We start from the raw sequence: 24709 nt of genomic DNA, 5'->3' as shown, positions 1-24709 counted from the left end.
AATTTACTTATAGACTTTTTAACATTTGGTGAATAAAATATGAAACGGAATGAATATTATTGACGTATAATATAATGTAAAATATAATGGATAGGAAGCTTGTCAAAAAAAGTTTAGTGGAAAGGAGGGACATGAGAGTATATATTTAAATAAAAGCGCCAGAACTCAAGCAGTACAAAGAAAGCTCAGACTAACGTCTGAGTAAGTGATCATAACCAAATCGCAGATTTGGAACGCCTGCTTAAGTTGACGAGGGTGGGGAGTATCGAAGTTTCGGCGGATGCCCCACGGTATAGTACTACCGATAAAGACTGGCAAAACTGAGGAGTAATCTTTAGTACAAATCCAGTCAGGTACCAACAATACAAGCTTTCCTTAAAGAGCATTTAATAAAAATGCTTACAAAATAAAAATTAGCAAAAAGGGAGAATTGCATATGTGTGGAATAGTAGGATATTTAGGAAATAAAAATGCATCAGATATTTTAGTAGAAGGACTATCAAAACTTGAATATAGAGGTTATGACTCTGCAGGGGTTGCAGTTGTTGAAGATGAAAAAGTAGTTGTTAGAAAATGCAAAGGAAGACTTTCAAATCTTGAAGCAGTACTTGAAGAGAATAGATTAAATGGACATGTAGGGATTGGGCATACAAGATGGGCAACTCATGGAGCGCCATCAGATTTAAATTCACATCCTCATACAAATGAAGATGGAACAATAGCTGTCGTTCACAACGGTATTATTGAAAACTATATGATTCTAAAAGAATGGTTAACATCAGAAGGATATAAGTTTAAGTCAGAAACAGATACAGAAGTTATACCTCATCTTGTAGATTATTACTATGAAGGAGATCTATTAGATGCTGTAATAAAAGCAGTTAAAAGAATGGAAGGAAGCTATGCTATAGGTGTAGTTAGCAAGAAAGAGCCAAATAAGCTTGTAGCAGTTAGAAAAGATAGCCCACTAATAGTTGGAATAGGTGAAGGTGAAAGCTTTATAGCTTCAGATATTCCTGCTGTTTTGAATCATACAAGGGAAGTATATTTACTTGAAGATAATGAATTTGTGCTTATAGAAGAAAGTGGAGTAAAACTATTCGATTTTGATAAAAAAGAAATTAAAAAAGATGTATTTCACGTAACATGGAATGCAGATGCAGCTGAAAAAGGCGGATATGATCATTTCATGTTAAAAGAAATTCATGAACAGCCTAAAGCTATAAAGGATACTTTAACTTCAAGAGTAGCTAAAGGTCAAAGAATTAGTTTGGATAGTATAACACTTACAAAAGAACAAATAGCTGATATAGACAAAATATATATAGTGGCTTGCGGAACTGCTTATCATGCAGGTGTTGTAGGTAAATACGCTATAGAAAGACTTGCTAAAATACCAGTTGAAGTAGAAGTTGCTTCAGAATTTAGATATAGAGAACCACTTATAACGGAAAGAACACTTATGATAGTTATAAGTCAATCAGGAGAAACAGCAGATACTCTAGCAGCTTTAAGACTTGCTAAATCTCAAAATGCAAGAGTTATAGCAGTTACTAATGTAGTAGGAAGTTCAGTTGCAAGAGATGCAGATGATATATTATATACTTGGGCAGGACCAGAAATAGCTGTTGCTTCAACAAAAGCTTATGTAACTCAGCTCATAGCTATGTATATAATTGCTCTATACCTTGCAGAAAATAAAGGAAGTGTAAGAACTTCAGAAATAGATAAAATTAAATGTGCTCTTTTAAACTTATCAGAAGAAGCAGCTGAAGTGCTAAATCAAAAAGATAAGGTAAAGGAATTTGCTAAAAAGATATGTATGGATCAAGATATGTATTTCTTAGGAAGAGGGCTTGATTATGCAGTAGCAATGGAAGGTTCACTAAAGCTTAAAGAAATATCTTATATACATTCAGAAGCTTATGCAGCAGGAGAACTTAAGCATGGACCAATAGCACTAATAGAAGATAACACAACAGTGATTGCTCTTGCAACTCAAGAGTACTTATTTGAAAAAATGTTAAGTAACATTAAAGAAGTAAAGACAAGAGGAGCAAAGGTTATAGCAGTAGCAATGGAAGGACATGACGCTATAGAAAAGAGCGTTGATGAAGTTATTTATATACCAAGAGTTATGCCAATAGTAGCACCAATACTTTCAGTAATTCCATTACAACTTTTATCTTACTATATTTCAATAGAAAAAGGTTGCGATGTGGATAAGCCTAGAAATTTGGCAAAATCTGTTACGGTTGAATAGAGCCCAAAATGCTTATATAGGTTTTGTGCCCTGTACACTACAAATAAAGTCCACCTAGAACAAATAAAGTTGACATAAAAAATCATGGCAAGATATCAGTTTTTAATACTGAATCTTCCATGATTTTTTATTTAGAAAAAGAAAAATTGAAACAACAAAAAATTATTTTTTCAATGATAGATACATAAAGATGTATAGAATCTGTAGAATTTTGAAAAAACAAGTAAATGCTAAAGTTAAGTAATCATTACTGATAATTATGTTGTTAAGCTATTTATAGGATATATTTTGTGCAAATTTTTTAAAAACCTATAGTTATTAGTTTAGAAATAATACGACATCGTTTCTGGTATACAAATAGATGTCGGAATATTTACATAAAAAATAGTTGCAATATACAACTGTTTCGCATTACAATGAATGTAGAGGTGGTAAAATGGATAACAAAGAAAGTCACTATTTGAGAGAACTAATTAGAGTTCTTGTTAGAAACTTAGGGATATTAGAAGAAAGTGAAGCCACATGTTGTGGAACAACTGTTTCTCAATGTCATGCTATTGTTGAGATAGGTAGAGCAAAAGACATATCGCTAAATGAACTGGCTGAACTATTGACATTAGATAAAAGCACAATGAGTAGAACTATTAACAAATTAGTAGATTCAGGTTTAGCAATTAGAGAGTTACATCCGAAAGATAGAAGATATATCTCAATTAAATTAACAGATGAAGGAATTAAGGTATTTGATAATATTGAAAATAGCATGGAAAAGTATTATGGGGGCATTCTTTCTTCTATACCAAAAGAAAAGAGAGAGCAAGTACTAGAGAGTTTACAGTTAATAATTGAAGCTGCAAAGCAAAATAAGTGTTGCTAATGAAAGGGGTATAAGGAATGGGTAAGAATATAAAAGGTAAAGTAAAATCTTATTATGGTGGAATTGCGAAGAAAGTAAGTAATAATTCAAAGGCATCTTGTGGGTGTGGAACTGCTTGTTGCGGTGATGTTACTAATAATTCAAATATTTACACAAAGGAGTACTTGGAAGGTTTACCAGAGGATGCTGTAAATGCTTCTTTAGGCTGTGCTAACCCAGTAGCTTTGGCGGCATTTAAGAAAGGAGAAACAGTTTTAGATTTAGGGAGCGGTGGAGGAATAGATGCTTTTATATCTGCTAAGTATGTGGGGGAAGAAGGAAGAGTTTATGGACTTGATATGACGAATGAAATGTTGGAACTGGCAAATAAAAATAAGAAAAAAATGGGAGTAAACAATGTAGAATTTATAAAAGGTTATATTGAGGATATTCCTCTTGAAAATGAAACTATTGATGTTATTACTTCAAACTGTGTAATAAATTTATGTGAAGATAAAGAAGTTGCTTTAAAGGAAGCCTATAGAGTTTTAAAGAAAGGCGGCAGAATCGCTATAGCAGATATTGTTCAATTAAAAAAAGTTCCCAAAGATATTAAGCAAAGTGCTGAAATGTGGGTAGGATGCATTGCAGGCGCATTATATATAGATGTATATATAGATATACTTAAAAAGGTCGGCTTTAAGGAAGTTGACATCACACCAGTAAATATATATACTAAAGAAATTATTGAAGATATAGCAAAGCAAAAAAACTTAGGTGATGTATATAGTAAAATAGATGCCAATTTGCTTGATGGTGCTTATGCAGGTGCCCATGTTAAAGCATATAAGTAGGTGATATATATGAATTATAAAGTAAGAAAAGCAAAAATTGAAGACATTTCATATATAACAAGTATTTATAATCAAGGTATTGAGGATAGAGTTGCTACTCTAGAAACTAGATCAAGAAATAATACTGAAATGCTTGAAATGTAACTGTTATGGAGAAACTTATATAAAAAATGAAGATACAAATTAGTATGAGTATAAAAAGTACTAATTTGTATCTTCATTTTTATGTTAAGGTTATGGTGATTTTTTAAAAAATAGATTTTTTAAAAAATTATTGTTATATAACATTATTAAAATCAACATGTTAAAATATTGTAAGCGTAAAGGTATAAAAATATGTTGAGAAGTAAGATAAAGTTGTTGACAAAAAAGCAAACAAAGCATAGTATATGAGTATAAACGAATATAATCATGCAAAGGAGTGAAAAGATGGAATTCGTAGAGATATTTAAAGCACTAGGAGATGAAAATAGAATAAGAATACTTAACATATTAAAAGAAGGAGAACTCTGTGTATGCGAGATAGAAAGCATACTTGGAATTACTCAATCTAATGCATCAAGGCATTTAAACAAACTAAAAAGTTTGAAAATGATTAGCGGAGAGAAAAAGGCTCAGTGGGTATATTATGATATACACAGAGAATTTATAATTGAGAATGAGCTGCTTTATTCTTACTTGAGAAATAAGTTTGATGAGAGTGATTTATGTGCTGGAGATATAGAAAAGCTAAAAAAGTACAAGAGTAGTTCATTTACTTGTGAAGAATTAAGAGAAGATAAAGAAAAAGTAATAAAATATTTGGAGGGGAATCATGAGTGCAAAGAATAAAGAAAATAAAGGTATAGGTTTTTTCGAAAGATATTTAACTTTATGGGTAGCTATATGTATAGTACTTGGTGTTGTTATTGGACAGGTGCTGCCAGTTATTCCTGAAACTTTAAATAAGTTTGAGTACGCTAAGGTTTCAATACCAGTTGCTATACTTATATGGCTAATGATTTATCCAATGATGCTTAAAATAGATTTTTCTAGTATTGTAAAGGCCGCTAAGAAGCCAAAAGGACTTACAGTTACTTGTGTAACAAACTGGCTTATAAAACCTTTTACCATGTATTTAATAGCGGGATTTTTCTTAAATATAGTATTTAAGCAGTGGATATCCCCAGATTTAGCTAAAGATTATCTTGCTGGGGCAGTACTTTTAGGAGCAGCACCATGTACAGCTATGGTATTTGTATGGAGTCATTTAACTAAAGGTGATCCAGCATATACTGTAGTTCAAGTTGCAGTTAATGATTTAATATTATTAGTAGCCTTTACTCCAATAGTGGCATTTTTACTTGGAGTTACTGATGTAAGCGTTCCATATGATACTTTATTCTTATCGGTAATATTATTTGTGGTTATTCCTCTTGTAGGAGGATATTTATCAAGGAAGTATGTAGTAAAACATAAAGGAATGGAGTATTTTGAAAATGTATTTTTAAAGAAATTCGATAATGTAACAATAGGCGGACTTCTTTTAACCTTAATAATTATATTCTCTTTCCAAGGAGAAACTATATTAAATAATCCTCTACACATTGTTTTAATAGCAGTTCCACTTACAATACAAACTTTCTTAATTTTCTTCTTTTCCTATGGATGGGCAAAGCTTTGGAAATTACCACATAATATAGCAGCACCAGCAGGCATGATTGGAGCAAGTAACTTCTTTGAACTAGCAGTAGCAGTTGCAATATCTTTATTTGGATTAGATTCAGGAGCAGCTCTTGCAACTGTAGTCGGAGTTTTAACTGAAGTACCAGTTATGCTTACACTTGTTAAAATAGCTAACAATACAAGAGATTGGTTCCCTAAAATAGAAAACCAATAATTATATAAACACTTAGGAGGACAAATTATGAAACTAAAGGTAGCTTTTATATGCGTTCACAATTCATGTAGATCACAAATGGCAGAAGCGTTAGGAAAATTATTTGCATCGGATGCATTTGAATCTTATTCAGCTGGAACAGAAACAAAGCCACAAATAAATCAAGATGCTGTAAGAATAATAAAAAACTTATACAATGTGAATATGAATGAAACTCAAAGTTCTAAATTACTTCAAGATATACCAAAGGTTGATATTGTTATAAAAATGGGATGCAATGTTGTATGTCCATATTTACCTGCAAAACATGTGGAAGATTGGGGATTAGATGACCCAACTGGTAAAAGTGATGAAGAGTTTATAAAAATAGCTAAAACCATTGAAGAAAAAATTAGAGATTTAGCAAAAAGAATTGAAAATAAGAAAATTAATTTATAATATAAAACTAAAAAACATAATCTAAGGTAGTTATATCTAACCTTCAAATTATGTTTTTTTATTTTCAAGAAAAATATAGTAAATTATTGACAAGATTATAACAGAGGAATATAATACTTATATACCCATATGAGTATATAAGTATTATCAATTCAAACTAAAGGATGTGAAGATGTGGATAAACTTGTGAATTTATTTAAGGTAATGTCAGATGAAACCCGTTTGCGAATCTTAGTTTTACTCTATAATAAAGAACTGTGTGTATGCCAAATACAAGGAATATTAGAAGAATCCCAACCAAAGATATCTAAGCATTTAGCAAAATTGAGAGATATGGGATTTGTAAAGGATGAAAGAAGAGAGCAATTTATATACTATTATTTGGATTATGAAAATAAACTTCTTAAAGGAGTATTAGAAAATATATTCAATGATATAGAGGAGTATCCTATTATACAAAAAGATTTAGGAAGATTAGATAAAGCAGATGGATATATTGCAACGTGTAAGAAACAGTAGGGATATGAAGTGGTTTTTAAGTGGACAAATTAATGTAATTTTATATACGAAATATTATTTTGGTAGGTGAGGGGTAATGAATATAGTAACACAAATATTTGGGTTTCTTAATGATCAATTATTGAAAATGACTTGGCTATCTGAGCTTGTACGTTTATTTGTAGAAAAGGTATTTGGACTTTCTGTTAAAGAAAGATTAGGAGGAAGTATACAATTCTTTATTTACGATGTTATAAAAATATTTATATTATTATCAGTGCTTATTTTTATAATATCTTATATTCAGAGTTACTTTCCACCAGAAAGAACTAAGAAGATACTTGGAAATATAAAAGGAATTAAGGGAAATATATTAGGAGCACTCCTGGGAACTATTACACCTTTTTGCAGCTGTTCAAGTATTCCTATTTTTATAGGTTTCACTTCGGCAGGGCTTCCACTAGGAATAACTTTTTCATTTTTAATTTCTTCACCAATGGTAGATTTAGCATCATTATTGATTTTAATGTCATTTTTCGGAGCTAAAATTGCTATAGCTTATGTTGTTGTAGGCTTGATATTAGCGGTTGTAGGCGGCACTCTTATTGAAAAGTTAGGACTTGAGAAATACGTAGAGGGTTATGTTCATGAGATAGAAAATGTTGATGCTGAAGTTATAGAGCTAACTAGAGAGGAGAGAATATCCTACTCAAAGGATCAAGTTAAAAGTATCATTAATAAAGTGTGGTTGTATGTATTGATTGGCGTTGGCATTGGAGCTGCAATTCATAACTGGATTCCTCAATCTGTAATAGAAAATATAATTGGAAAGGATAATCCTTTTGCAGTATTACTTGCAACTATAGTAGGTATTCCTATGTATGCTGATATATTTGGAACCTTGCCAATAGCTGAAGCTTTATTTGGTAAAGGAGTAGGAATTGGTACAGTATTATCCTTTATGATGGCTGTAACAGCATTATCACTTCCATCTATGATTATGTTAAGTAAAGTAGTTAAGCCTAAATTATTAGGAGCTTTTGTAGCTATAGTTTCTATAGGAATAATTATTATAGGGTACTTATTTAATGCAATTTCATATATTTTTATGTAAATCTATTCTTAGTTATAGCTATTTAATGATTATAATATATTAATTTTAACTTTAAATTGGGAGATTAGATATGTCAAAAGTTATGCCCAGCAGGAGTTATTGAATATGTTGGAGATACTGGAACTAATTCTGGGAACTGTAATTGTGGCTGTAGTTGTTCTTAGTTATTAAAGCTGGAGATTAGAGAATAGCGATTAATTAAATTATAACATTATAAAAAATAATGCTAATAAATAAATATAAATTAAAGATAGGAGAGGAAATATCATGATAGTTAAAGTTTTAGGAACAGGATGTAAAAATTGCAAAAACTTAGAGGCTAATGCAAAGGAAGCTATAAAGGAATTAGGTCTTGATGCAACAGTAGAAAAGGTAGAGGACATGAAAGGCATTATGTCCTATGGAGTAATGAGAACTCCTGCACTTGTAGTAGATGAAAAAGTAAAGGCTATGGGCAGAGTTTTAAAGGTTGAAGAAATAAAAGAAATATTACAAGGTTAAAATTAAATTAAAGTAGGAGGATAACTTCCTACTTTTTTTTAGTAGGGCTTAGTGTATTTGTCAGCTTTATTATATAGAAGAACCTGGGTATACAGAGTTTTTACGCATTTAACAAAATACAGTAAGCATAGTAGTATAAGTTATCTTGTTTACATAAAATACACAAAGTAAGACAAATAAAGTTCACCTAAAAATCATGGAATTATATCAGTTTTTCAGACTGAATCATCCATGATTTTTTTATTTGTAAATAGAAAAATGAAAAATTATAGATATGGAAATTACAAGAATTATTTTGCCAGAGATATTTTTTAGTAAATTTATTGAAAAATATACTTTTTATAAATTTTTATGGAAAGCAAGCTTGACATTAGATGGAGTTGGTAGTATATTGGTAATGTAAAGTAAACTTTACATAAAATAATAAAAGGAGTGCACTTACTTGTGAAAAATAGATTAGAAGAAATTCGTAAGCAGAGAGGTATTAAACAGGAAGAACTTGCTTCTGCGTTGGAAGTTTCAAGGCAGACAATTGGTTCATTGGAGAACGGGCGTTACAATCCGTCTATTATTTTAGCTTTTAAGATTGCTAGATATTTTGGTATGACAATTGAAGAAATTTTTATTTATGAGGAGGAATAGAAATGAAAAGTAATAATCAGAAAAAAACAGATTCTATATTAGTGGGAGCAATAGTGTGGGCAATACTATTTTTAGGTATGGGACTTTATAAGTTAATTATTAAAAAGAATTTTGATGTGTTGGATTTCTCATTAGGCGGTTTATCTCTTGCATTCTTAATTTATTTATTAAAAAAGACAAAAGCAAATTTAAACGAGAGGCATGAAGATGAGAGAAAGAAATATATAAGTGAAAAATCTTCAAGTATCAGTTATGAAGTTCATTTTTTAGTCATTACAGTATTGTCTTTTTTAGTATTAAAGGGAAAAATTATAATAAGTTCTAGTAGTACAATTTTAATTGTATTAGGAAGTGCTTTAATAATAAAATCTATATCTTATTTGATTTGTAGGTATAAATATTAAGCTAAGCAGTATTAAATAATTGCTAAGAGATGATTTAAGCTAAAATACGAATTAAAGAAACTATTGACTTAAAAGTGGGAAATTATTTTAAAAATTAGGGCATCATAAACATAGAAGAATTACAAAAAATTAATGTAAACAGGAGTGTATGATATGCCCGAAATTAAGGAGTTAATTAAAGATATAAATAAGTTAAGAGAAAACTTAGAAAGTCTAATAATTGAAAAAGGAGAAGATTTACTTGATCCTGATGTTCTTGCTGCAAGCAGAATTTTAAATGTAGCAATAACTGAATATAACAAGATAGTAGAAGGAAAGATAAGAAAAAAATAACTAATATAAGGCTAGGTTTTAATTTTAAAAAACCTAGTCTTGTTTTTATTAATAATTAGACTAAATATTACAAACATCTAATTAATTAGCATATGTATCAAAAGTTTTGGTAATTTAGATAAAAATATAATCCTGTAATAGAAAATTTATACAAAATATGATAATATAATATTGGAATTACAGGAAAGGTGGCAGATCTATGGAAGGTAGAATAGAAAGTACAAAAAAAGTAGAAATAAATATGCGTTTTTCAGAATTTGAAATGCCGCCAATGCAAGATGTGTTAATAGTAGGTAAAAGAGCACCGATTGGACCAGAGGCAGCAAGAAGAATGGTAGACATACTTTCTCCAGAACAGTATAAGATAATTAGAATTGAACATGAATACATAGAGGCAGTTGTAGTAAGACGATCTTTATTAAACATGCTTGAAGAAGATAAACTTATTTCAATGATAATAGAAGAAGGAGGATGTATTGCTAACGAGTCTATGATTATAAGAGCACAGATAAATATAACCCTTCATGTTAGCAAATCTATTGACTTATGATAAATAAAGTTTTAGATATAATGGATAAAAATTTTATGAAGATCAACATCTTGAATGGAGTAAGGAAAGTTCAGGATGTTTTTTATAAAGAAAATATAGAATGTTTTGCAGTATATGAAGAAGATAAATTGGTTGGTGTGGTTACAAAGAAAGAATTAGTTTATGCTCATCCAAATAGAATAGTTATAGATGTTATGTCTAAAAAATATAAATGTGTAGATAGTAATACATATGTATGGGAGATTAGAGAAATATTTAATTCAAATAGAGATGTTGAAGTTATATTTGTGGAAAATAAAAATGATACTATAGGGTTTGTAACAAGGATAAGATTAAACATTGAATTGGGAAAACATATTGATTTACTTACAGGATTGTATAAGAGCGATTACATATTGTACAATGCATATAATTCTATAAAAAGTGGACAAAACACAACTATAATTTTTATAGATTTAAATAATTTTGGATATATAGATAAAAAGTATGGTCATATAAATGGAGATGAAGTGCTAAAGAGTGTAGCACAGGTACTAAGAGAAAGTGTTAATTCAGACTGCTATTTATGTAGATACGGGGGAGATGAGTTTGCAATATTAACTCAATGTTGTATAGAAGATAGCAAAGCAATTGCAGAGAAAATAATAAATACTATAGATACATTTAAGTTCCCTAATGATATACCTGTTTCAGCAGCAATAGGAATTTCGGGATGTACAGTAGGCAATAAGAAAATAGAAAATATAGATGGATTAATAAATAACTTAGTAAATATAGCTAGTTTATCATCTACAAAAGCAAAAAAGAATAATAATTCAATTATTATTGAAAATGTTGATATTGATGAGATTGCATAAAAGTAATCTATATAAAAAGGTTGAGAAGGACTTTATAAGTTCTTTCTCAACCTTTTTAGTTAGTGAACATATAATCTAGTGGAATTTTATTTTTGTTTATTTTTTATAAGAATATTCATGTCTTTAATGGTAATACTTTTTGAATCATATTCTAATAAGCCTTCTTTTCTCATTTTGGTTAGTTCTCTAGATAGAGAAGGCCTTTGTATACCAAGCCTTTCAGAGAGTTCTTTCTTTGACATAGTGAGATTAACTATAGTGCTTTTTTGAATATGGTATTCATATGTTAAAAAATCAATAATGCAGTCTCTGATTGTTTTTAAGGTAATTGAGTTTATTTTGTCTGTTAAGGTTATAGTTTTATCTGAAATGACGGATATTAGGCCAATTAAAAAGTTTGAATTGATTTGACAAAGTTCAAGTACTAATTCTTTATTTATGTGTAGTATAGTGGAATCAAACTTAGCTATGACTGTCATAGGATAGCAATTTTTACTTGAGAATATAAGATTTGCTCCTAAAATGTCACTAGATGCAAAAGTTGAAATAGTTAATATATTTCCATTTTCATCTATCTTTTGTACTGATACTTCTCCTGTCAAAATGACGTCCATAGTCCTGCATACCTCATTTTGAAAATGAATTACTTCTCCTTTCTGATATTTTTTAATGCTATATTTATTTATTTTAAGCAATTGCATAAGTTCCTCTTTTGTGAAAGACATAAATAGATTAATGTTAGTTATTGCATCTATATAGTTTTTAATATTCAATACAAATCACCTCAAATTAGTAACCTAGGTTACTGTGTGTTGTTACATTAAGAAGTATAATATAAAAAAATACAAAATGGAAGGAGAAGGATTATGTTAGAAAAAAATTATAAGTTTACTGTTTCAGACACAAAGAATATTGAGAGGATTATTGATGATGATAATGTAAATATAAACCATATGATATTGACAACCGGTACAGGGCTTCCAGAACATTATTCAAATTCTAATGTGTATATGATTATTGTAAGAGGGACAATTACACTAAAGTTATGTGAGCAGGAACCACAGAAATATGTGGCAGGGCAAATTATTAGAATACCATATAACGTAAAAATGAATGTAAATAATTTTGATGAAGAAGTACTTGAGTTTTTTGTAGTTAAATCTCCTAGTCCGAAGCATTATGGAGATAAGCAATAGTGGACATATTAACATTATCTCTCTGGATTATAACAGGAATTGCCTTGATTATTTCAATAATAAAGGATAAACATAAAACCATAAATTCTATGAAAATGGGAAAAGGGATGATGAAAAATGTAATAGGAGAGATAATAGGAGTATTATTTTTAATAGGATTAATATTAACTTTTATACCACCTGAAACCATTAAAGAAATAGCAGGTAAATCTAATACTTTGATATCTACAATTGTTTCTGCTTGTGTAGGGAGTATTACATTAATACCAGCCTTTGTAGCCTTTCCGTTAGTTGGATCTCTTGTAGACGCAGGTATAAGTATTGTTCCAGCAGTTGCTTTTTTAACCACTTTAACCATGGTGGGAATTGTGACATTTCCTCTCGAAAAAGAGGAATTTGGGACAAAGTTTGCATTAACAAGAAATCTTTTAAGTTTTGGGTTTGCTATAATTATTTCACTGTTAATGGGGGTAGTGATATGAGTATTGTTAAAGCCTTTAAAAAGAATAAACTACTATTAGTAGTAATAATAACATACATTGCCTTATTAGTAGTAATGCCACAAAAAGCAATAGAATCAGGTAAAAATAGTATGTACTATGTAATAGAGATGATTCAAATTATGCCTGTTATATTTATTTTAACTTCTTTAATAGAAGCCTGGATTCCAAGAGAAACTATTATCAAAGGATTTGGAGAAAACTCAGGATTTAAAGGAGCAATTCTATCTTTTATTCTTGGTAGCTTTTCAGCTGGACCTATATATGCAGCTTTTCCTGTTTGTAAGACTCTATTTAAAAAAGGAGCAAGTATTTCTAATATTGTTATTATATTAAGTACCTGGGCAGTTATTAAAATACCAATGCTAGCAAATGAAGCAAAATTTCTAGGTATTAAGTTTATGATGATTAGATGGATTTTAACCGCAACTTCTATATTTATAATAGCATATAGTATGTCTGTATTAATTAAAAAGGATAGTATTCCAATTGATAATGAAGAGATTAAAGAAGTAAGAGATATATTAGATATTAAACATCAATATTGTATTGGATGCGGAATATGCACACAACTGCTTCCAGATAATTTTGTATTAGTTGCTGGAAAAGCAAAAGTTAAACAAAATCAAGTTTCATTAAAGGGAAAAGAGAATATAAATGAAATAATTGAAAGATGTCCTGCAAAAGCAATTTCTTTTAAATAGGAAAGTATCTAAGAATAAATATAAATCAAACTAAAAATCAGTATTTTTAATCAAAAAATGATTGAGAATAACTGATTTTTTATATTTTGAAACTTGACAATAATAATTAAGTGATATATTATTTAATTAAGTAAGTACTTAAGTATTTAAAGGAGTAAGTCATGAAGAATATAGTACAAATATTTAAAGCACTAGGGGATGAGACAAGACTAAAGATATTAATTATACTTTCAAGAAGAAGAATATGTGCAAAAGGAATTTCAAAGCATTTGGATATTTCAGAAGCAGCAGTGTCGCAACATTTAAAGGTGTTAAAAGAAGCGGGAATTGTTAAAGGAGAAAAGATTGGATACTATGTCCACTATGATTTGCAGGAGGAAGGCTTATCAAAAATAAGTGATTTTATCCATGACATTAAGAGTCAGAATGCTTCTGAAGATTGCATTTTTAATATAAGTATACCAAAAGATTGTAAGGCGGTATGTAAAATGAATAAAAATAAATGCTGCCAAAAATATAGTAAATAAAAGGAGAAAAGATATGAAAGTATGTATTCCAGTTAAAGAAAATAAAGGTGTAGAAAGTATTCCATATAATCATTTTGGATCAGCTCCATGTTTTATAATTTATGATACAGAAAGTAAAGAAATTAAAACAATTGAAAATGGTGATTTAAATCACGCTCATGGGATGTGTCAGCCTCTAAAGGCTTTATCAGGAGAAAAAGTTGATGTAGTTTTAGTTGGAGGTATTGGTGCGGGAGCAATTAATAAGTTGAAAGATCAAGGTATAAAGGTTTGTAGAGTTGTGGAGGGAACAATTGAAGAAAACATTGAATTATTAAAAGAAGATAAGTTGGTGGAGTTTTCTATTAATAATATCTGTAGTAATCATGATTGTCACCATTAAAATAAACAAATAATTATATATGAAAAGAATTAAAAAATATTAAATAAACATGACAGGATTATGTCATGTTTATTTTTATTATCTATAAAATATGTAAAAAAATTACATAAACATTAATATGTATACTAAAATACGAAAATTTTAAAAAATTGAAGGAAATGTATTTTTGTTGTCGAATTTAATATTTATTAGGTAATAATTAAAATCTATTATAAAAATTATATATAGAAATAGGCAAACTAAAGCATTCTATCTAAAAATTATAGTCTAATTAATCTGTTTTACTAAAGCATATTAGCAATTAGAGTAATGAGAGAAATTCTATCTCATAATGTAAAGGCGGAAGGAGAATAATTAATTGGAGGAAGCTAAATTAATCTATGAAAATGTTATGAAGAAAGATGATTTTAATATAAGTATATTAATTTTTATTATGTCAATACCAATACTGATTGTTGTAAGTAATAAAAACATATTATTATTTCATTTTATGGTTGAATGTATAATCATTTTTCTATGCTTTAGTATAACAATGCTTATAATTAACACGCAAGAAATTTCTGATGATAGATGGTTTAAGTTTCTAGGTTTAGTCTTTGGCTTTATTTGTATTTTTGAGTTGATTCATGCAACTTTATATGAAGGTATGAATATAGTAGGCGGCGATACCGCTAATCAATCTATTCAATTGGCATTATGTGAAAGTTATATACGAAGTTTAGCTATATTTATATTTTTGAGAGGTTTTTTCAAGAAAATTAAAAGTTCAGCAATATTTTATATAGTATCTATAGTTAATATAGTAGTATTACTAATGATATTATTTTGGAAAACGTTCCCTTTGTGCTATATACAAGGAAGTGGACCTACTTTATTTAAGCGGGTAAGTGAATATATCATCTGCAGTATTTTAATAGCAAGTATGGTAGTTCTAACATCAATAAGAGAAAGGTTTAGTAAAGACGTAAGAACATATGTAGGTATAGCTATATTATTTTCATTAATATCTGAAGCAGCTTTCATCTTCTGTACAGATACATATAACTTATCTAGTGTAGTTGCTCATGTATTTAAATTAATGTCACTATATATTATTTATAAAATCACATTAACAAATACTCTAAAAAGGCCTTTAAAAATGCTTAATGTAAAACTTTTAAAGGGATATGAAGAGTTAGAAGAAATAAATAAAGAATTAAATAGTCAAAATTCTGAGCTTATAAAGGCAAGATCTGAATTGATAAGGAGAAAGAAAAGATATAAAAATCTTATTAGAAGTTTACCTATTGCCATTATATTAAGGAATGAAAAATCTATTTTATTTGCTAATAATACAGCAATAAATTTACTAGGGGCAAAAAGCGAAAAAGATATAGTTGGTATGGATATATTTGATATTGTGCATCCAGAATATATAGATATTGTAAAGAAGGAAATAGAAAATACACAAAAAGGTATACATTTGGATAGCTCAGAAGAAAAAATACTTGGTTTAGATGGCAGAAGTATTGATGTAGAAATTTCATCACTTCCTATAAGATGTGATAATGAAGAATTAGTTATGGTAGTATTTAGGGATATTACTTCTAAAAAGCTTTCTGAAGCAATGGAAAAAGAATTAATAGAAACAAGGCAAAATGAAAAATTAAGAACAGAGTTTTTTGCTAACTTATCTCATGAATTTAGAACACCTATAAATGTTATATATAGTTCATGTCAGTTAATGGATATATATATAAAACAGGGATCGGTAATAGATACTGAAAAATATAATACAATTATTAAACAAAACTGCTATAGAATATTAAGATTAATCAATAATTTAATTGATACTACAAAAATTGATGATGGCTTCTATAAAATTAATCTTCGATATTGCAATGTTGTTAGTGTAATTGAAGATGTTGTAATGTCTATTTCGGCATATATAGAAAATAAAGGCATAGAACTAATTTTTGATACTGAAGTAGAAGAAAAATATACTCTTTGTGATTCGGATATTCTTGAGAGAATAATATTGAACTTAATATCTAATGCTATAAAGTATGGAAGAGAAGAGGAAGGAAAAATAGAGGTAAATATATATGATTTAGGAACTTCTATTAATATTTCAGTTAAGGATAATGGAGGAGGAATACCAGCATATAAGCAAAAATTTATATTTGAAAGATTTGCTAGGGTAGATAAATCTTTGAATAGACTACAAGAAGGTAATGGCATAGGACTATATATTGTAAAGTCTCTAATAGAGATGCATAATGGAACAATATCAGTAAAAAGTAAAGAAGGGGAAGGAGCAGAGTTTACTGTTAATCTTCCTATGAATGTTCCTCAAAATGAAACTATGGATGAGGTTTGTTTAGATCAATCTATAGATTTAAATAGAATAATTGAAAAAATAAGGATTGAATTTTCTGACATATATTCAATTGAAAATTTTATGTAGAAAACTCTCTGAAGATTAAAAATTGTATATGACCATATTACAATTATTTTATTTTTGACATTAAATTACCTTAATGGTATTATTTGATTAAATATTTCTATCTAGGAGGCAAAATATAAAATGTGCAAGCGTATAATGAAGTTAAATATTACCATGCTGCTGAGCTTACTATTTGTATTTATATTTTCATATTCTAATGCTTATGGGGAAACTGACTCAAAACTTTGGGAGCTTCAAACAATCAGTGAACCTATGAAAGAATGGTCAATTAAATTCAATTATGAATTGGATGACTCTGTAGTAGATGAAAACAATACATATGTAACAGATGCAGGTGGAAATAAAGTTAATACGAGTTTTTCTTTAGAAAATAATAATAAGATCATTGTAATAAAGCCAAATCAAGAATATAAAAAGGGAGCGTATTATTATCTGCATATAGATGACGGTATTAAAACTAAAAATGGTAAAATGCTAAAAAAGAAAATTAAAATGCCTTTTATATTTAAAGAGGCATCTTTGACAATAGATGAAAATGATACATCCAAGTTTAATGATCAAGTGAAAGAATATATATTTAAAGATATAAAAAGTTTAGCCAGTAAGGATTCAAAAAATTGGAGAATAAGTAATTTAAAATATGAAGATGGAACAAAAGGAGAACTTCTAGAAAACTTTGGACGCAATCTTTCTCCTCTGGAAATTCCTATAACTCTTAATGGAAATTTTAAAGTATATATAGGCTATGCTTCTGGGACAAACTCTATTGGCATAAAAAAATCTTCTAACGATGAATATATAAGCATAACAAACGATGCACATTATGGTTCTAAGAGTAATTATGGAGATCAGTATATTTATGAAAAATTTGCTTTCCTAGATAATTTTAATAATGAAAGTTTGACAATAAAAAATGATTACCAGAACCCTACAAGAATTGCCTATTTTAGATTTGTTAAGGCCACAGCTGAGGAAATAAAACTATATAATACCCCAGATGAAGGTGAAAAAGGGAAAAGAGTTATATATGATAATGATGGATATTCTAGTTTTTGTGACGGGATTTTTCATGATTCTAAGTCATTAGACTATATGCTAGTAAGTCCATTAGCTAAAAAAAATGTAGGAGTCTTAAATTGGTGTTTAGGAACAACTGGATTACTAAATTATAATAGCAAATATGCAGGTAAAGCATTTGCTTCATTTGATAAATATAATTCTCAGCTTAGAGATATAGATAAAAGAGCCAAGGAACAAGTACTAAATATACTAAGTGAAGGAAAATCTCCTTTAGAATTTTTAGCAGAGTTCGGAGAGGGAGATGGACTAGATGTATATGCATCTTTACGTATGAATACTTTTTACCCGGAGGATAAGTATGGATATTTAAATGGAAGTATCTATAGCAGCTATAAAGATGTGAAGCAGAAAGATGAATATGGATTAAGTTATTTATATCCAAAGACTAGAGATTATATATTAAATGTATTAAAAGAAGCCTCTTCCTTTAAATATGTAGATGGAGTTACTTTAGATTTTTGTAGATACCCTGTAGTAATGACTTCAGAAGCCAATCAAGCTACCAAAGTAAAAATTATGACTGACTTTATGAGAAAAGTGAGAAGAGAGATCCCAAACAAGAAGATAGTTGCAAGAATACCTTATAATAATTATATTTCTTATGGATATGATATTAAAACATGGATAAAAGAAGGATTGGTAGATATTATTGTCCCTTCAAATATAACTGTAGATGATTTTTTTGATATTAAGCCTTTCGTAAATATGGTTAAGGGATCTAAGGTAAAACTTTATATAGGAATTTGTGCAGATGTGAAAGGGCATGATCTAACAAAAGAAGAAGAAGAACTTATTAAAGCTGGTTTATACGTTCATAATAAGAGCTATCTTACTTTGCATGAATATATGGTAAGAGCAGCAGAAATATATAAGGCTGGAGGAGATGGGATTTTCTTATTTAATACTTCCTATAAAATATATATAAACAATAATACTCCAGAGGAAACCAAATTTTTAGGAGATAAGGTAGCTATGACTAAATGGTATACATTCCACTATAATCCAAAGCCTATAATTAAAAAAGTTTTTATAAGAGAAGTGTAAAAATTAAATTTTGTTAAATAGACATAGTAAAAGATAAATAGAGAGCTCTCATGTTTATGTATTGGACATGAGAGCTTTCTATTTTATACAGTTTTTTACTTGATAATCGGAATCATAAGTTTTAGGTTATCATTACTATAATATATTAACTATCGTTATCATTTGATAACGATTAACGGCGGTGAATAAAGCATTGACACTTTGAAAATAAAGGAGTATATTTATAATTAATATTTTTTCAATTGATAACAAAAAAGAAATGTGAGCATATAATATAGCAATGTAACAATATGAAGATGGGTATTAAAAAGAGTGAAAAGAGGTATGAAAATGGAAAATCAGCAAGTTGTTGGATTGACCTTTGAACAAGTAAAAGAATTACAAAAAGAATATGGCTTAAATGAGTTTGTAAAAAATGAAAAAGTCAATCCACTAAAGAAATTTTTAGGTGTATTTAAAGAACCTATGTTTCTGCTTTTGCTGGGAACAGCACTTTTATATTTTATACTTGGAGAAGCACAGGAAGCATCTATTATGTTAGTATTTGTTGTATTTGTAGCTTCAATAACTTTTATTCAAGAATGGAAGACGGAGAAAACTTTAGATGCCTTAAAAGAGTTAACATCACCTCAGGTTACTGTCCTTAGGAATGGTGAAAGGTTGGAAATTAAAAGCTCGGAGCTTGTTCCAGGAGATATTATATATTTGGCTGAAGGAGAGAGAATTCCAGCGGATTGTGAAGTGCTTGAGGCCTCAAATTTTTCAGTTGATGAATCTGTATTAACTGGTGAATCTGAGCCTGTTTTTAAAATTCCAACAGATAAACTTGATTTAGAGAGTGAAGGTAGTGGACGAGATGACTATTGGAAGGAGAATATTGCTTATGCAGGAACCTTATCTATTTTCGGATCATGTACTGCTAAAGTAAAACATACAGGATTTAACACAGAGTATGGTAAAGTAAGTAAAGCAGTAAGTGAAGCTAAAGAAGAGTTAACGCCTCTGCAAAAGAAAACCCAATCACTAGTCAAAACACTAGCAGTAGTTGGATTTTTTCTATGTTTAATAGTAATAATTCTATCTTATTCTTATAATCATAACCTAATTCAAAGTATTCTTTCAGGAATAACTTTGGCTATGGCTATAATACCAGAAGAGTTCCCAGTAGTGCTTACAGTGTTTTTATCTCTTGGGGCTTTTAGGCTTGCAAAGAAGAACACATTAATGCGTAAAATTTCAGCTGTAGAAACATTAGGCTCTGCTACTATCTTAGCTGTGGATAAAACAGGTACTATAACAAAAAATGAGATGGAAGTTAAAAGTGTATATGATAATAATAAATTGTTAAACGCAAATGATTTTGATAATAAAAATTTAAGCAGTCTAATGATTTTATCTTGTGAAAAAGAAGTTTACGATCCTATGGAGAAGGCAATTATTCAAATCGGAATAAAAAATATAGAAAATATAGAAGAACTTCATAATATAGAAATTGCAAAGAAAATTCCATTTAACTCAAAAACTAAGAGGATGGCTAATATATATAAGCTGGATGACAATCATTATGTTGCAGCTAAAGGATCACCAGAAACTATCATACCATTATGTGATTTAGGTGAAAATGAAATTAAAACTTTAAACAATATTATAGATGAAATGGCAAATAGAGGACTTAGAGTACTAGCCTTTGCAGATTCATTTTCTGAAATAGTTAATGAAAATATAGAAAGCTATAAAATGAAATTTAGAGGATTAGTAGGATTGCAAGATCCCCCTAAAGATGGTGTGAAGGAAGCAATACAGGTATGTAAAAAGGCTGGTATTAGAGTTATTATGATAACTGGAGATTATAGCAAAACAGCTGCTGCCATAGGAAGTGAAATTGGATTAAAATTTAAAGATTGTACTATTACTGGTGAAGATATAGATAAAATGTCAGATGAAGAACTTTGTGAAGCGGTAAAACATTGTGATATTTTCTCTCGTGTTATACCAGAGCATAAAATGAAAATAGTAAAAGCTTTAAAGGCAAACGGAGAAGTGGTTGCAATGACCGGAGATGGTGTAAATGATGCACCAGCTCTTAAGAGTGCTGACATTGGAGTAGCCATGGGCAAAAGAGGAACAGAAGTTGCAAAAGAAGCTGCTCATATGATATTGATGGACGATAATTTTACTACCATAGTCAGTTCAGTTAAAGACGGCAGAAGAATATTTGACAACATAAGAAAGGCTATGGTTTATATAATGGTAATCCATATACCTATAGTAGCTCTAGCTTTATTCTCGCCAATATTTAATTTACCTCAGATATTACTTCCTGTGCATATTGTACTTTTGGAGCTAATTATTGATCCTACCTGCTCTATAATTTTTGAAGGAGAAGATGCAGAGCCATATATAATGGAGCAGCCACCTAGATCACCTAAAGAACCGCTGCTTAATAAGAGCTTAACATTTAAAGTAATATTACAAGGTTTATCAATGTTTTTAGCATCCTTTATTCCGTTTCATTATCTTGTAGATATAGGAATAAACGTAGACTTGGCTAGAAGTTTTTCACTGACAACACTTATAGTTTCAAATGTTACTTTAGTTTTAGTGAATAGATCAAATGCACAATACCTATTCCACATATTCAAGGAATCTAAAAATACTGCAAGATTATTAATCAATAGTGTTGCACTAGTAATGACATTAGCAATAGTGTATATACCATTTTTAAATTCTATTTTTAGAACTAAGCCTCTAGGTGGAACTATGTTACTATGGGCAGCTATAATTGGTGTAATGTCAACGGGCTGGTGGGAGTTAGTAAAGGTTGTCCAAAAAAGAAAAAATACCAGTGAGATATAATATAAAAAACCATGAAATTGTTATTATTTCATGGTTTTTGTTTTTTTAAAATTGTTGACAGAATTTAAATGGAGGAATATACTATACATGAACATATGAATACATATTCATATGAAGGAGGGATAAAATGAGTATTAATTCAAATAAAATTGAAAGTTGTAGTTGTACCATAATACATGAAGACTTAATAAGTAAAGTAAAACAAGGTATGCCAGAGGATGAAGTACTTTATGATTTAGCAGAATTATTTAAGGTATTCGGGGATACAACTAGAACAAAGATATTGTATGCTTTATTTCAATCTGAAATGTGTGTATGTGATTTAGCTGCACTTTTAGGAATGAGTCAATCAGCAATTTCACACCAATTGAAAGTGTTAAAAAATACTAGACTGGTAAAGTACAGAAGAGATGGTAAAGTCGTATACTATTCATTAGATGATGATCATATTAAGAAGATATTTGATTACGGATTTGCCCATGTAAAAGAAAGATAGTTTGGGGGAAGCTAAAAATGAGTAATATAATTAAAAAAGAACTTATTTTAGAAGGATTAGATTGTGCAAACTGTGCAGCGAAAATAGAAACTAAAGTTAATGATATAGATGGGGTTTCTAGTGCTAATATGAATTTTGTAACTAAAACTCTAAGTATTGAAATTGAGAATGAGGACAAGGTAGAGCCAATTATAGCTGAAACTAATAGTATAGTAAACAGATTAGAACCAGATGTTATAGTTAAGGAAAAAAGTATAGTTAAAAATCAAGAAAAAGAACATGGACATGAACATCATCATAGCCATGGAGAAGAAAATAATAAAGAAGAAATACTAAAACTTATAATAGGGACTCTATTATTTGCTGCTGCAATAGGAATTAACTTATCAGCTAATATTAAGTTCTTGCTATTTTTAGCTAGTTACTTAATAGTTGGTGGTGAAATTTTAATAAGAGCATTAAAGAATATTTTAAGAGGACAAGTTTTTGATGAAAATTTTCTGATGAGTTTAGCTACAATAGGTGCTTTTGCTATAGGGGAATTCCCAGAAGGTGTAGCAGTAATGTTATTTTATCAAGTAGGTGAATTATTTCAAGATATGGCTGTAGACCATTCAAGAAAGTCTATAAGTGCATTAATGGATATTAGACCGGATTATGCTAATATAAAAGTTGGAAATGATATAAAAACAGTATCACCAGAAGAAGTTAATGTAGGTGATCTAATAATTGTAAAACCGGGAGAGAAGATTCCTCTTGATGGTAAGGTTATAGATGGGAAATCTATGGTAGATACTTCAGCACTGACAGGAGAATCAGTTCCAAGGGAAGTAGAAGAGGGAACTGAGGTTTTAAGCGGTTTTATAAACAAGAGTGGATTATTAACTATAGAAGTAACTAAAGGGTTTGGAGATTCTACAGTATCTAAAATATTAGAATTAGTAGAAAACGCAAGTAGTAGAAAAGCTCCTACAGAAAATTTTATAACAAAATTTGCAAGATATTATACTCCTGTGGTAGTTATAACAGCAGCCCTACTTGCTATAGTTCCGCCAATTATAGTACAAGGAGCAACATTTTCACAATGGTTATATAGAGCATTGATATTCTTAGTAATATCTTGTCCTTGTGCATTAGTTGTATCTATACCTCTTGGTTTCTTTGGAGGCATAGGTGGAGCATCTAAAAATGGAATTTTAATTAAGGGAGGAAATTATTTAGAAGCTCTTAATGATGTAGAAACTGTTATATTTGATAAGACAGGAACTCTAACAAAGGGAGTATTTAAAGTTACAGAAATAAATCCAATAGAAGGTGTAGCTAAGAGAGAGCTTTTAAGGTATGCTGCTTTTGCAGAAGCCTATTCAACTCATCCTATAGCAGTTTCTATTCTAAAAGCATATGGAAATAAGGTTAACAAAGATGAGATAGAAGGTTATGACGAAATAGCTGGACATGGAACAATAGTTAAACTTAAGGGAAAGGAAGTAGCTGTAGGAAATTCAAAGCTAATGGATAAAGAAGGTATTCCTTATGATAAATTAGAGGTGGCAGGTACTGTAGTTTACGTAGCTATAGACAATAAATACTATGGATATATAGTGATTTCTGATGAGGTAAAAGAAGATTCTAAGGATACAATAAAATTACTTAAGGATATTGGAATTAAAAAAACTATAATGCTTACAGGAGATACTGAATTCGTTGCTAAGAAAGTTGCAGGAGAGTTAGGGTTAGACGAAGTATATTCAGAGCTACTGCCTGATGAAAAAATTGAACAGGTTGAAAGAATTGATAAACAAAAATCTCCTAAAGGCAAACTTGTATTTGTAGGAGATGGAATCAACGATGCACCAGTTCTTGCTAGAGCTGATATAGGTATAGCTATGGGGGGATTAGGTTCAGATGCGGCTATTGAGGCTGCCGATGTAGTAATTATGACAGATGAGCCATCTAAGATAGGAACTGCTATAAAAATTGCAAAGAGAACAAGAGGTATAGTAATTGAAAATATAGTATTTGCATTAGGAGTTAAGGTAGTAGTATTACTTTTAGGAGCATTTGGTGTTGCAACTATGTGGGAAGCAGTATTCGCTGATGTTGGCGTAGCGGTAATTGCTATCATAAACTCTATGAGAGCTCTTAAAGTAGATAATTTATAGACATATATTTAGGCTGTGTTTTAAAGATTGCTGAGTTCATTATAATGAGAAATGTAATTCTTATTTAGAATTTTTTTCCATATTATAAACTATCAGCAATCTATTAAAACATAGCCTTTATTTTATA

General features: G+C 29.5%; 26 protein-coding genes. 25 read left to right on the top strand and 1 reads right to left on the bottom strand.

Annotated features, from left to right (window positions below; all coding sequences use genetic code 11):
• Nucleotides 1-436 precede the first annotated feature (436 nt).
• From glmS to ACWW38_RS07600, 15 genes are all read left to right on the top strand, one after another.
• Nucleotides 437-2263 carry a glutamine--fructose-6-phosphate transaminase (isomerizing) gene (glmS, locus tag ACWW38_RS07670; RefSeq protein ID WP_456260195.1) on the top strand — a complete coding sequence of 609 codons (1827 nt, stop codon included), beginning with the start codon at nt 437-439 and terminating at the stop codon, nt 2261-2263.
• A 436-nt stretch (nt 2264-2699) separates the two neighbouring features.
• Nucleotides 2700-3140, top strand: a complete 441-nt coding sequence (locus ACWW38_RS07665) for a MarR family winged helix-turn-helix transcriptional regulator (RefSeq protein WP_456260194.1) — start codon at nt 2700-2702, stop codon at nt 3138-3140.
• Between the two features lie 17 nt (nt 3141-3157).
• Entirely contained in the window at nt 3158-3973 is an 816-nt protein-coding gene (gene arsM, locus ACWW38_RS07660) for an arsenite methyltransferase (RefSeq protein ID WP_456260193.1), read from the top strand.
• Nucleotides 3974-3982: 9 nt separating this feature from the next.
• Complete coding sequence (locus tag ACWW38_RS07655; protein ID WP_456260192.1) at nt 3983-4117, top strand: hypothetical protein; 135 nt, start codon at nt 3983-3985, stop codon at nt 4115-4117.
• 285 nt (nt 4118-4402) lie between these two features.
• On the top strand, nt 4403-4804 hold the full coding sequence (locus tag ACWW38_RS07650) for an ArsR/SmtB family transcription factor (protein ID WP_456260191.1): 402 nt from the start codon (nt 4403-4405) through the stop codon (nt 4802-4804).
• The gene (gene arsB / locus ACWW38_RS07645; protein WP_456260190.1) at nt 4788-5852 is read left to right on the top strand and encodes an ACR3 family arsenite efflux transporter; all 1065 of its coding nucleotides are present in this window, start codon (nt 4788-4790) and stop codon (nt 5850-5852) included. Before ACWW38_RS07650 ends, arsB begins: the two co-directional genes overlap by 17 nt.
• A 27-nt stretch (nt 5853-5879) precedes the next feature.
• Nucleotides 5880-6290, top strand: a complete 411-nt coding sequence (locus ACWW38_RS07640) for an arsenate reductase ArsC (protein WP_456260189.1) — start codon at nt 5880-5882, stop codon at nt 6288-6290.
• A 174-nt stretch (nt 6291-6464) separates the two neighbouring features.
• Nucleotides 6465-6809 carry an ArsR/SmtB family transcription factor gene (locus ACWW38_RS07635; RefSeq protein ID WP_456260188.1) on the top strand — a complete coding sequence of 115 codons (345 nt, stop codon included), beginning with the start codon at nt 6465-6467 and terminating at the stop codon, nt 6807-6809.
• Between the two features lie 76 nt (nt 6810-6885).
• The gene (locus ACWW38_RS07630; protein ID WP_456260187.1) at nt 6886-7902 is read left to right on the top strand and encodes a permease; all 1017 of its coding nucleotides are present in this window, start codon (nt 6886-6888) and stop codon (nt 7900-7902) included.
• A gap of 267 nt (nt 7903-8169) precedes the next feature.
• On the top strand, nt 8170-8403 hold the full coding sequence (locus ACWW38_RS07625; protein WP_456260186.1) for a thioredoxin family protein: 234 nt from the start codon (nt 8170-8172) through the stop codon (nt 8401-8403).
• Between the two features lie 444 nt (nt 8404-8847).
• On the top strand, nt 8848-9045 hold the full coding sequence (locus tag ACWW38_RS07620; RefSeq protein WP_456260185.1) for a helix-turn-helix transcriptional regulator: 198 nt from the start codon (nt 8848-8850) through the stop codon (nt 9043-9045).
• A gap of 2 nt (nt 9046-9047) precedes the next feature.
• On the top strand, nt 9048-9449 hold the full coding sequence (locus tag ACWW38_RS07615; RefSeq protein ID WP_456260184.1) for a DUF2178 domain-containing protein: 402 nt from the start codon (nt 9048-9050) through the stop codon (nt 9447-9449).
• Nucleotides 9450-9602: 153 nt separating this feature from the next.
• Nucleotides 9603-9782 carry a Spo0E family sporulation regulatory protein-aspartic acid phosphatase gene (locus ACWW38_RS07610; RefSeq protein ID WP_456260183.1) on the top strand — a complete coding sequence of 60 codons (180 nt, stop codon included), beginning with the start codon at nt 9603-9605 and terminating at the stop codon, nt 9780-9782.
• Nucleotides 9783-9981: 199 nt separating this feature from the next.
• Nucleotides 9982-10332: a hypothetical protein gene (locus tag ACWW38_RS07605; protein ID WP_456260182.1), complete on the top strand. Its 351-nt coding sequence runs from the start codon at nt 9982-9984 to the stop codon at nt 10330-10332.
• Nucleotides 10329-11189, top strand: a complete 861-nt coding sequence (locus ACWW38_RS07600) for a diguanylate cyclase (RefSeq protein WP_456260181.1) — start codon at nt 10329-10331, stop codon at nt 11187-11189. Before ACWW38_RS07605 ends, ACWW38_RS07600 begins: the two co-directional genes overlap by 4 nt.
• Nucleotides 11190-11275: 86 nt before the next feature.
• Here the strand turns inward: ACWW38_RS07600 and ACWW38_RS07595 are convergent, their stop codons facing one another.
• Nucleotides 11276-11962 carry a Crp/Fnr family transcriptional regulator gene (locus ACWW38_RS07595; RefSeq protein ID WP_456260180.1) on the bottom strand — a complete coding sequence of 229 codons (687 nt, stop codon included), beginning with the start codon at nt 11960-11962 and terminating at the stop codon, nt 11276-11278.
• Between the two features lie 93 nt (nt 11963-12055).
• Between ACWW38_RS07595 and ACWW38_RS07590 the strand changes: the two genes are divergently transcribed.
• From ACWW38_RS07590 to ACWW38_RS07545, 10 genes are all read left to right on the top strand, one after another.
• Entirely contained in the window at nt 12056-12385 is a 330-nt protein-coding gene (locus ACWW38_RS07590) for a cupin domain-containing protein (RefSeq protein WP_456260179.1), read from the top strand.
• Nucleotides 12385-12867: a permease gene (locus ACWW38_RS07585; RefSeq protein ID WP_456260178.1), complete on the top strand. Its 483-nt coding sequence runs from the start codon at nt 12385-12387 to the stop codon at nt 12865-12867. Before ACWW38_RS07590 ends, ACWW38_RS07585 begins: the two co-directional genes overlap by 1 nt.
• Nucleotides 12864-13589: a permease gene (locus ACWW38_RS07580; protein WP_456260177.1), complete on the top strand. Its 726-nt coding sequence runs from the start codon at nt 12864-12866 to the stop codon at nt 13587-13589. The genes ACWW38_RS07585 and ACWW38_RS07580 overlap by 4 nt, the downstream gene beginning before the upstream one ends.
• Before the next feature lie 161 nt (nt 13590-13750).
• The gene (locus ACWW38_RS07575) at nt 13751-14116 is read left to right on the top strand and encodes an ArsR/SmtB family transcription factor (protein ID WP_456260176.1); all 366 of its coding nucleotides are present in this window, start codon (nt 13751-13753) and stop codon (nt 14114-14116) included.
• Between the two features lie 13 nt (nt 14117-14129).
• Nucleotides 14130-14498, top strand: a complete 369-nt coding sequence (locus tag ACWW38_RS07570) for a NifB/NifX family molybdenum-iron cluster-binding protein (RefSeq protein WP_456260175.1) — start codon at nt 14130-14132, stop codon at nt 14496-14498.
• Nucleotides 14499-14856: 358 nt separating this feature from the next.
• Nucleotides 14857-16944, top strand: coding sequence for a sensor histidine kinase (locus ACWW38_RS07565; RefSeq protein ID WP_456260174.1), 2088 nt, complete (start codon nt 14857-14859; stop codon nt 16942-16944).
• 120 nt (nt 16945-17064) lie between these two features.
• The gene (locus ACWW38_RS07560; RefSeq protein ID WP_456260173.1) at nt 17065-19068 is read left to right on the top strand and encodes an Ig-like domain-containing protein; all 2004 of its coding nucleotides are present in this window, start codon (nt 17065-17067) and stop codon (nt 19066-19068) included.
• A gap of 330 nt (nt 19069-19398) precedes the next feature.
• Nucleotides 19399-21924, top strand: a complete 2526-nt coding sequence (locus ACWW38_RS07555) for a cation-translocating P-type ATPase (RefSeq protein ID WP_456260172.1) — start codon at nt 19399-19401, stop codon at nt 21922-21924.
• A 127-nt stretch (nt 21925-22051) separates the two neighbouring features.
• Entirely contained in the window at nt 22052-22420 is a 369-nt protein-coding gene (locus ACWW38_RS07550; protein WP_456260171.1) for an ArsR/SmtB family transcription factor, read from the top strand.
• A gap of 17 nt (nt 22421-22437) precedes the next feature.
• Nucleotides 22438-24582, top strand: coding sequence for a heavy metal translocating P-type ATPase (locus ACWW38_RS07545; protein WP_456260170.1), 2145 nt, complete (start codon nt 22438-22440; stop codon nt 24580-24582).
• The last annotated feature ends 127 nt before the right edge of the window (nt 24583-24709 follow it).

The organism is Clostridium sp. JNZ J1-5 (assembly GCF_053901425.1).
The sequence above is the reverse complement of the archived record's forward strand: the minus strand, read 5'-3'. Positions and strand labels throughout refer to the sequence as shown.

What these genes read in the sequence shown, in the direction of transcription:
- ACWW38_RS07590 (WP_456260179.1), top strand. Translation starts at nt 12,056, where the DNA reads ATGTTAGAAAAAAATTATAAGTTTACTGTTTCAGACACAAAGAATATT.
- ACWW38_RS07665 (WP_456260194.1), top strand. Translation starts at nt 2,700, where the DNA reads ATGGATAACAAAGAAAGTCACTATTTGAGAGAACTAATTAGAGTTCTT.
- ACWW38_RS07560 (WP_456260173.1), top strand. Translation starts at nt 17,065, where the DNA reads ATGTGCAAGCGTATAATGAAGTTAAATATTACCATGCTGCTGAGCTTA.
- ACWW38_RS07630 (WP_456260187.1), top strand. Translation starts at nt 6,886, where the DNA reads ATGAATATAGTAACACAAATATTTGGGTTTCTTAATGATCAATTATTG.
- ACWW38_RS07615 (WP_456260184.1), top strand. Translation starts at nt 9,048, where the DNA reads ATGAAAAGTAATAATCAGAAAAAAACAGATTCTATATTAGTGGGAGCA.
- ACWW38_RS07605 (WP_456260182.1), top strand. Translation starts at nt 9,982, where the DNA reads ATGGAAGGTAGAATAGAAAGTACAAAAAAAGTAGAAATAAATATGCGT.
- ACWW38_RS07550 (WP_456260171.1), top strand. Translation starts at nt 22,052, where the DNA reads ATGAGTATTAATTCAAATAAAATTGAAAGTTGTAGTTGTACCATAATA.
- ACWW38_RS07600 (WP_456260181.1), top strand. Translation starts at nt 10,329, where the DNA reads ATGATAAATAAAGTTTTAGATATAATGGATAAAAATTTTATGAAGATC.
- arsM (WP_456260193.1), top strand. Translation starts at nt 3,158, where the DNA reads ATGGGTAAGAATATAAAAGGTAAAGTAAAATCTTATTATGGTGGAATT.
- ACWW38_RS07625 (WP_456260186.1), top strand. Translation starts at nt 8,170, where the DNA reads ATGATAGTTAAAGTTTTAGGAACAGGATGTAAAAATTGCAAAAACTTA.
- ACWW38_RS07575 (WP_456260176.1), top strand. Translation starts at nt 13,751, where the DNA reads ATGAAGAATATAGTACAAATATTTAAAGCACTAGGGGATGAGACAAGA.
- ACWW38_RS07555 (WP_456260172.1), top strand. Translation starts at nt 19,399, where the DNA reads ATGGAAAATCAGCAAGTTGTTGGATTGACCTTTGAACAAGTAAAAGAA.
- ACWW38_RS07610 (WP_456260183.1), top strand. Translation starts at nt 9,603, where the DNA reads ATGCCCGAAATTAAGGAGTTAATTAAAGATATAAATAAGTTAAGAGAA.
- ACWW38_RS07640 (WP_456260189.1), top strand. Translation starts at nt 5,880, where the DNA reads ATGAAACTAAAGGTAGCTTTTATATGCGTTCACAATTCATGTAGATCA.
- arsB (WP_456260190.1), top strand. Translation starts at nt 4,788, where the DNA reads ATGAGTGCAAAGAATAAAGAAAATAAAGGTATAGGTTTTTTCGAAAGA.
- glmS (WP_456260195.1), top strand. Translation starts at nt 437, where the DNA reads ATGTGTGGAATAGTAGGATATTTAGGAAATAAAAATGCATCAGATATT.
- ACWW38_RS07580 (WP_456260177.1), top strand. Translation starts at nt 12,864, where the DNA reads ATGAGTATTGTTAAAGCCTTTAAAAAGAATAAACTACTATTAGTAGTA.
- ACWW38_RS07655 (WP_456260192.1), top strand. Translation starts at nt 3,983, where the DNA reads ATGAATTATAAAGTAAGAAAAGCAAAAATTGAAGACATTTCATATATA.
- ACWW38_RS07650 (WP_456260191.1), top strand. Translation starts at nt 4,403, where the DNA reads ATGGAATTCGTAGAGATATTTAAAGCACTAGGAGATGAAAATAGAATA.
- ACWW38_RS07570 (WP_456260175.1), top strand. Translation starts at nt 14,130, where the DNA reads ATGAAAGTATGTATTCCAGTTAAAGAAAATAAAGGTGTAGAAAGTATT.
- ACWW38_RS07545 (WP_456260170.1), top strand. Translation starts at nt 22,438, where the DNA reads ATGAGTAATATAATTAAAAAAGAACTTATTTTAGAAGGATTAGATTGT.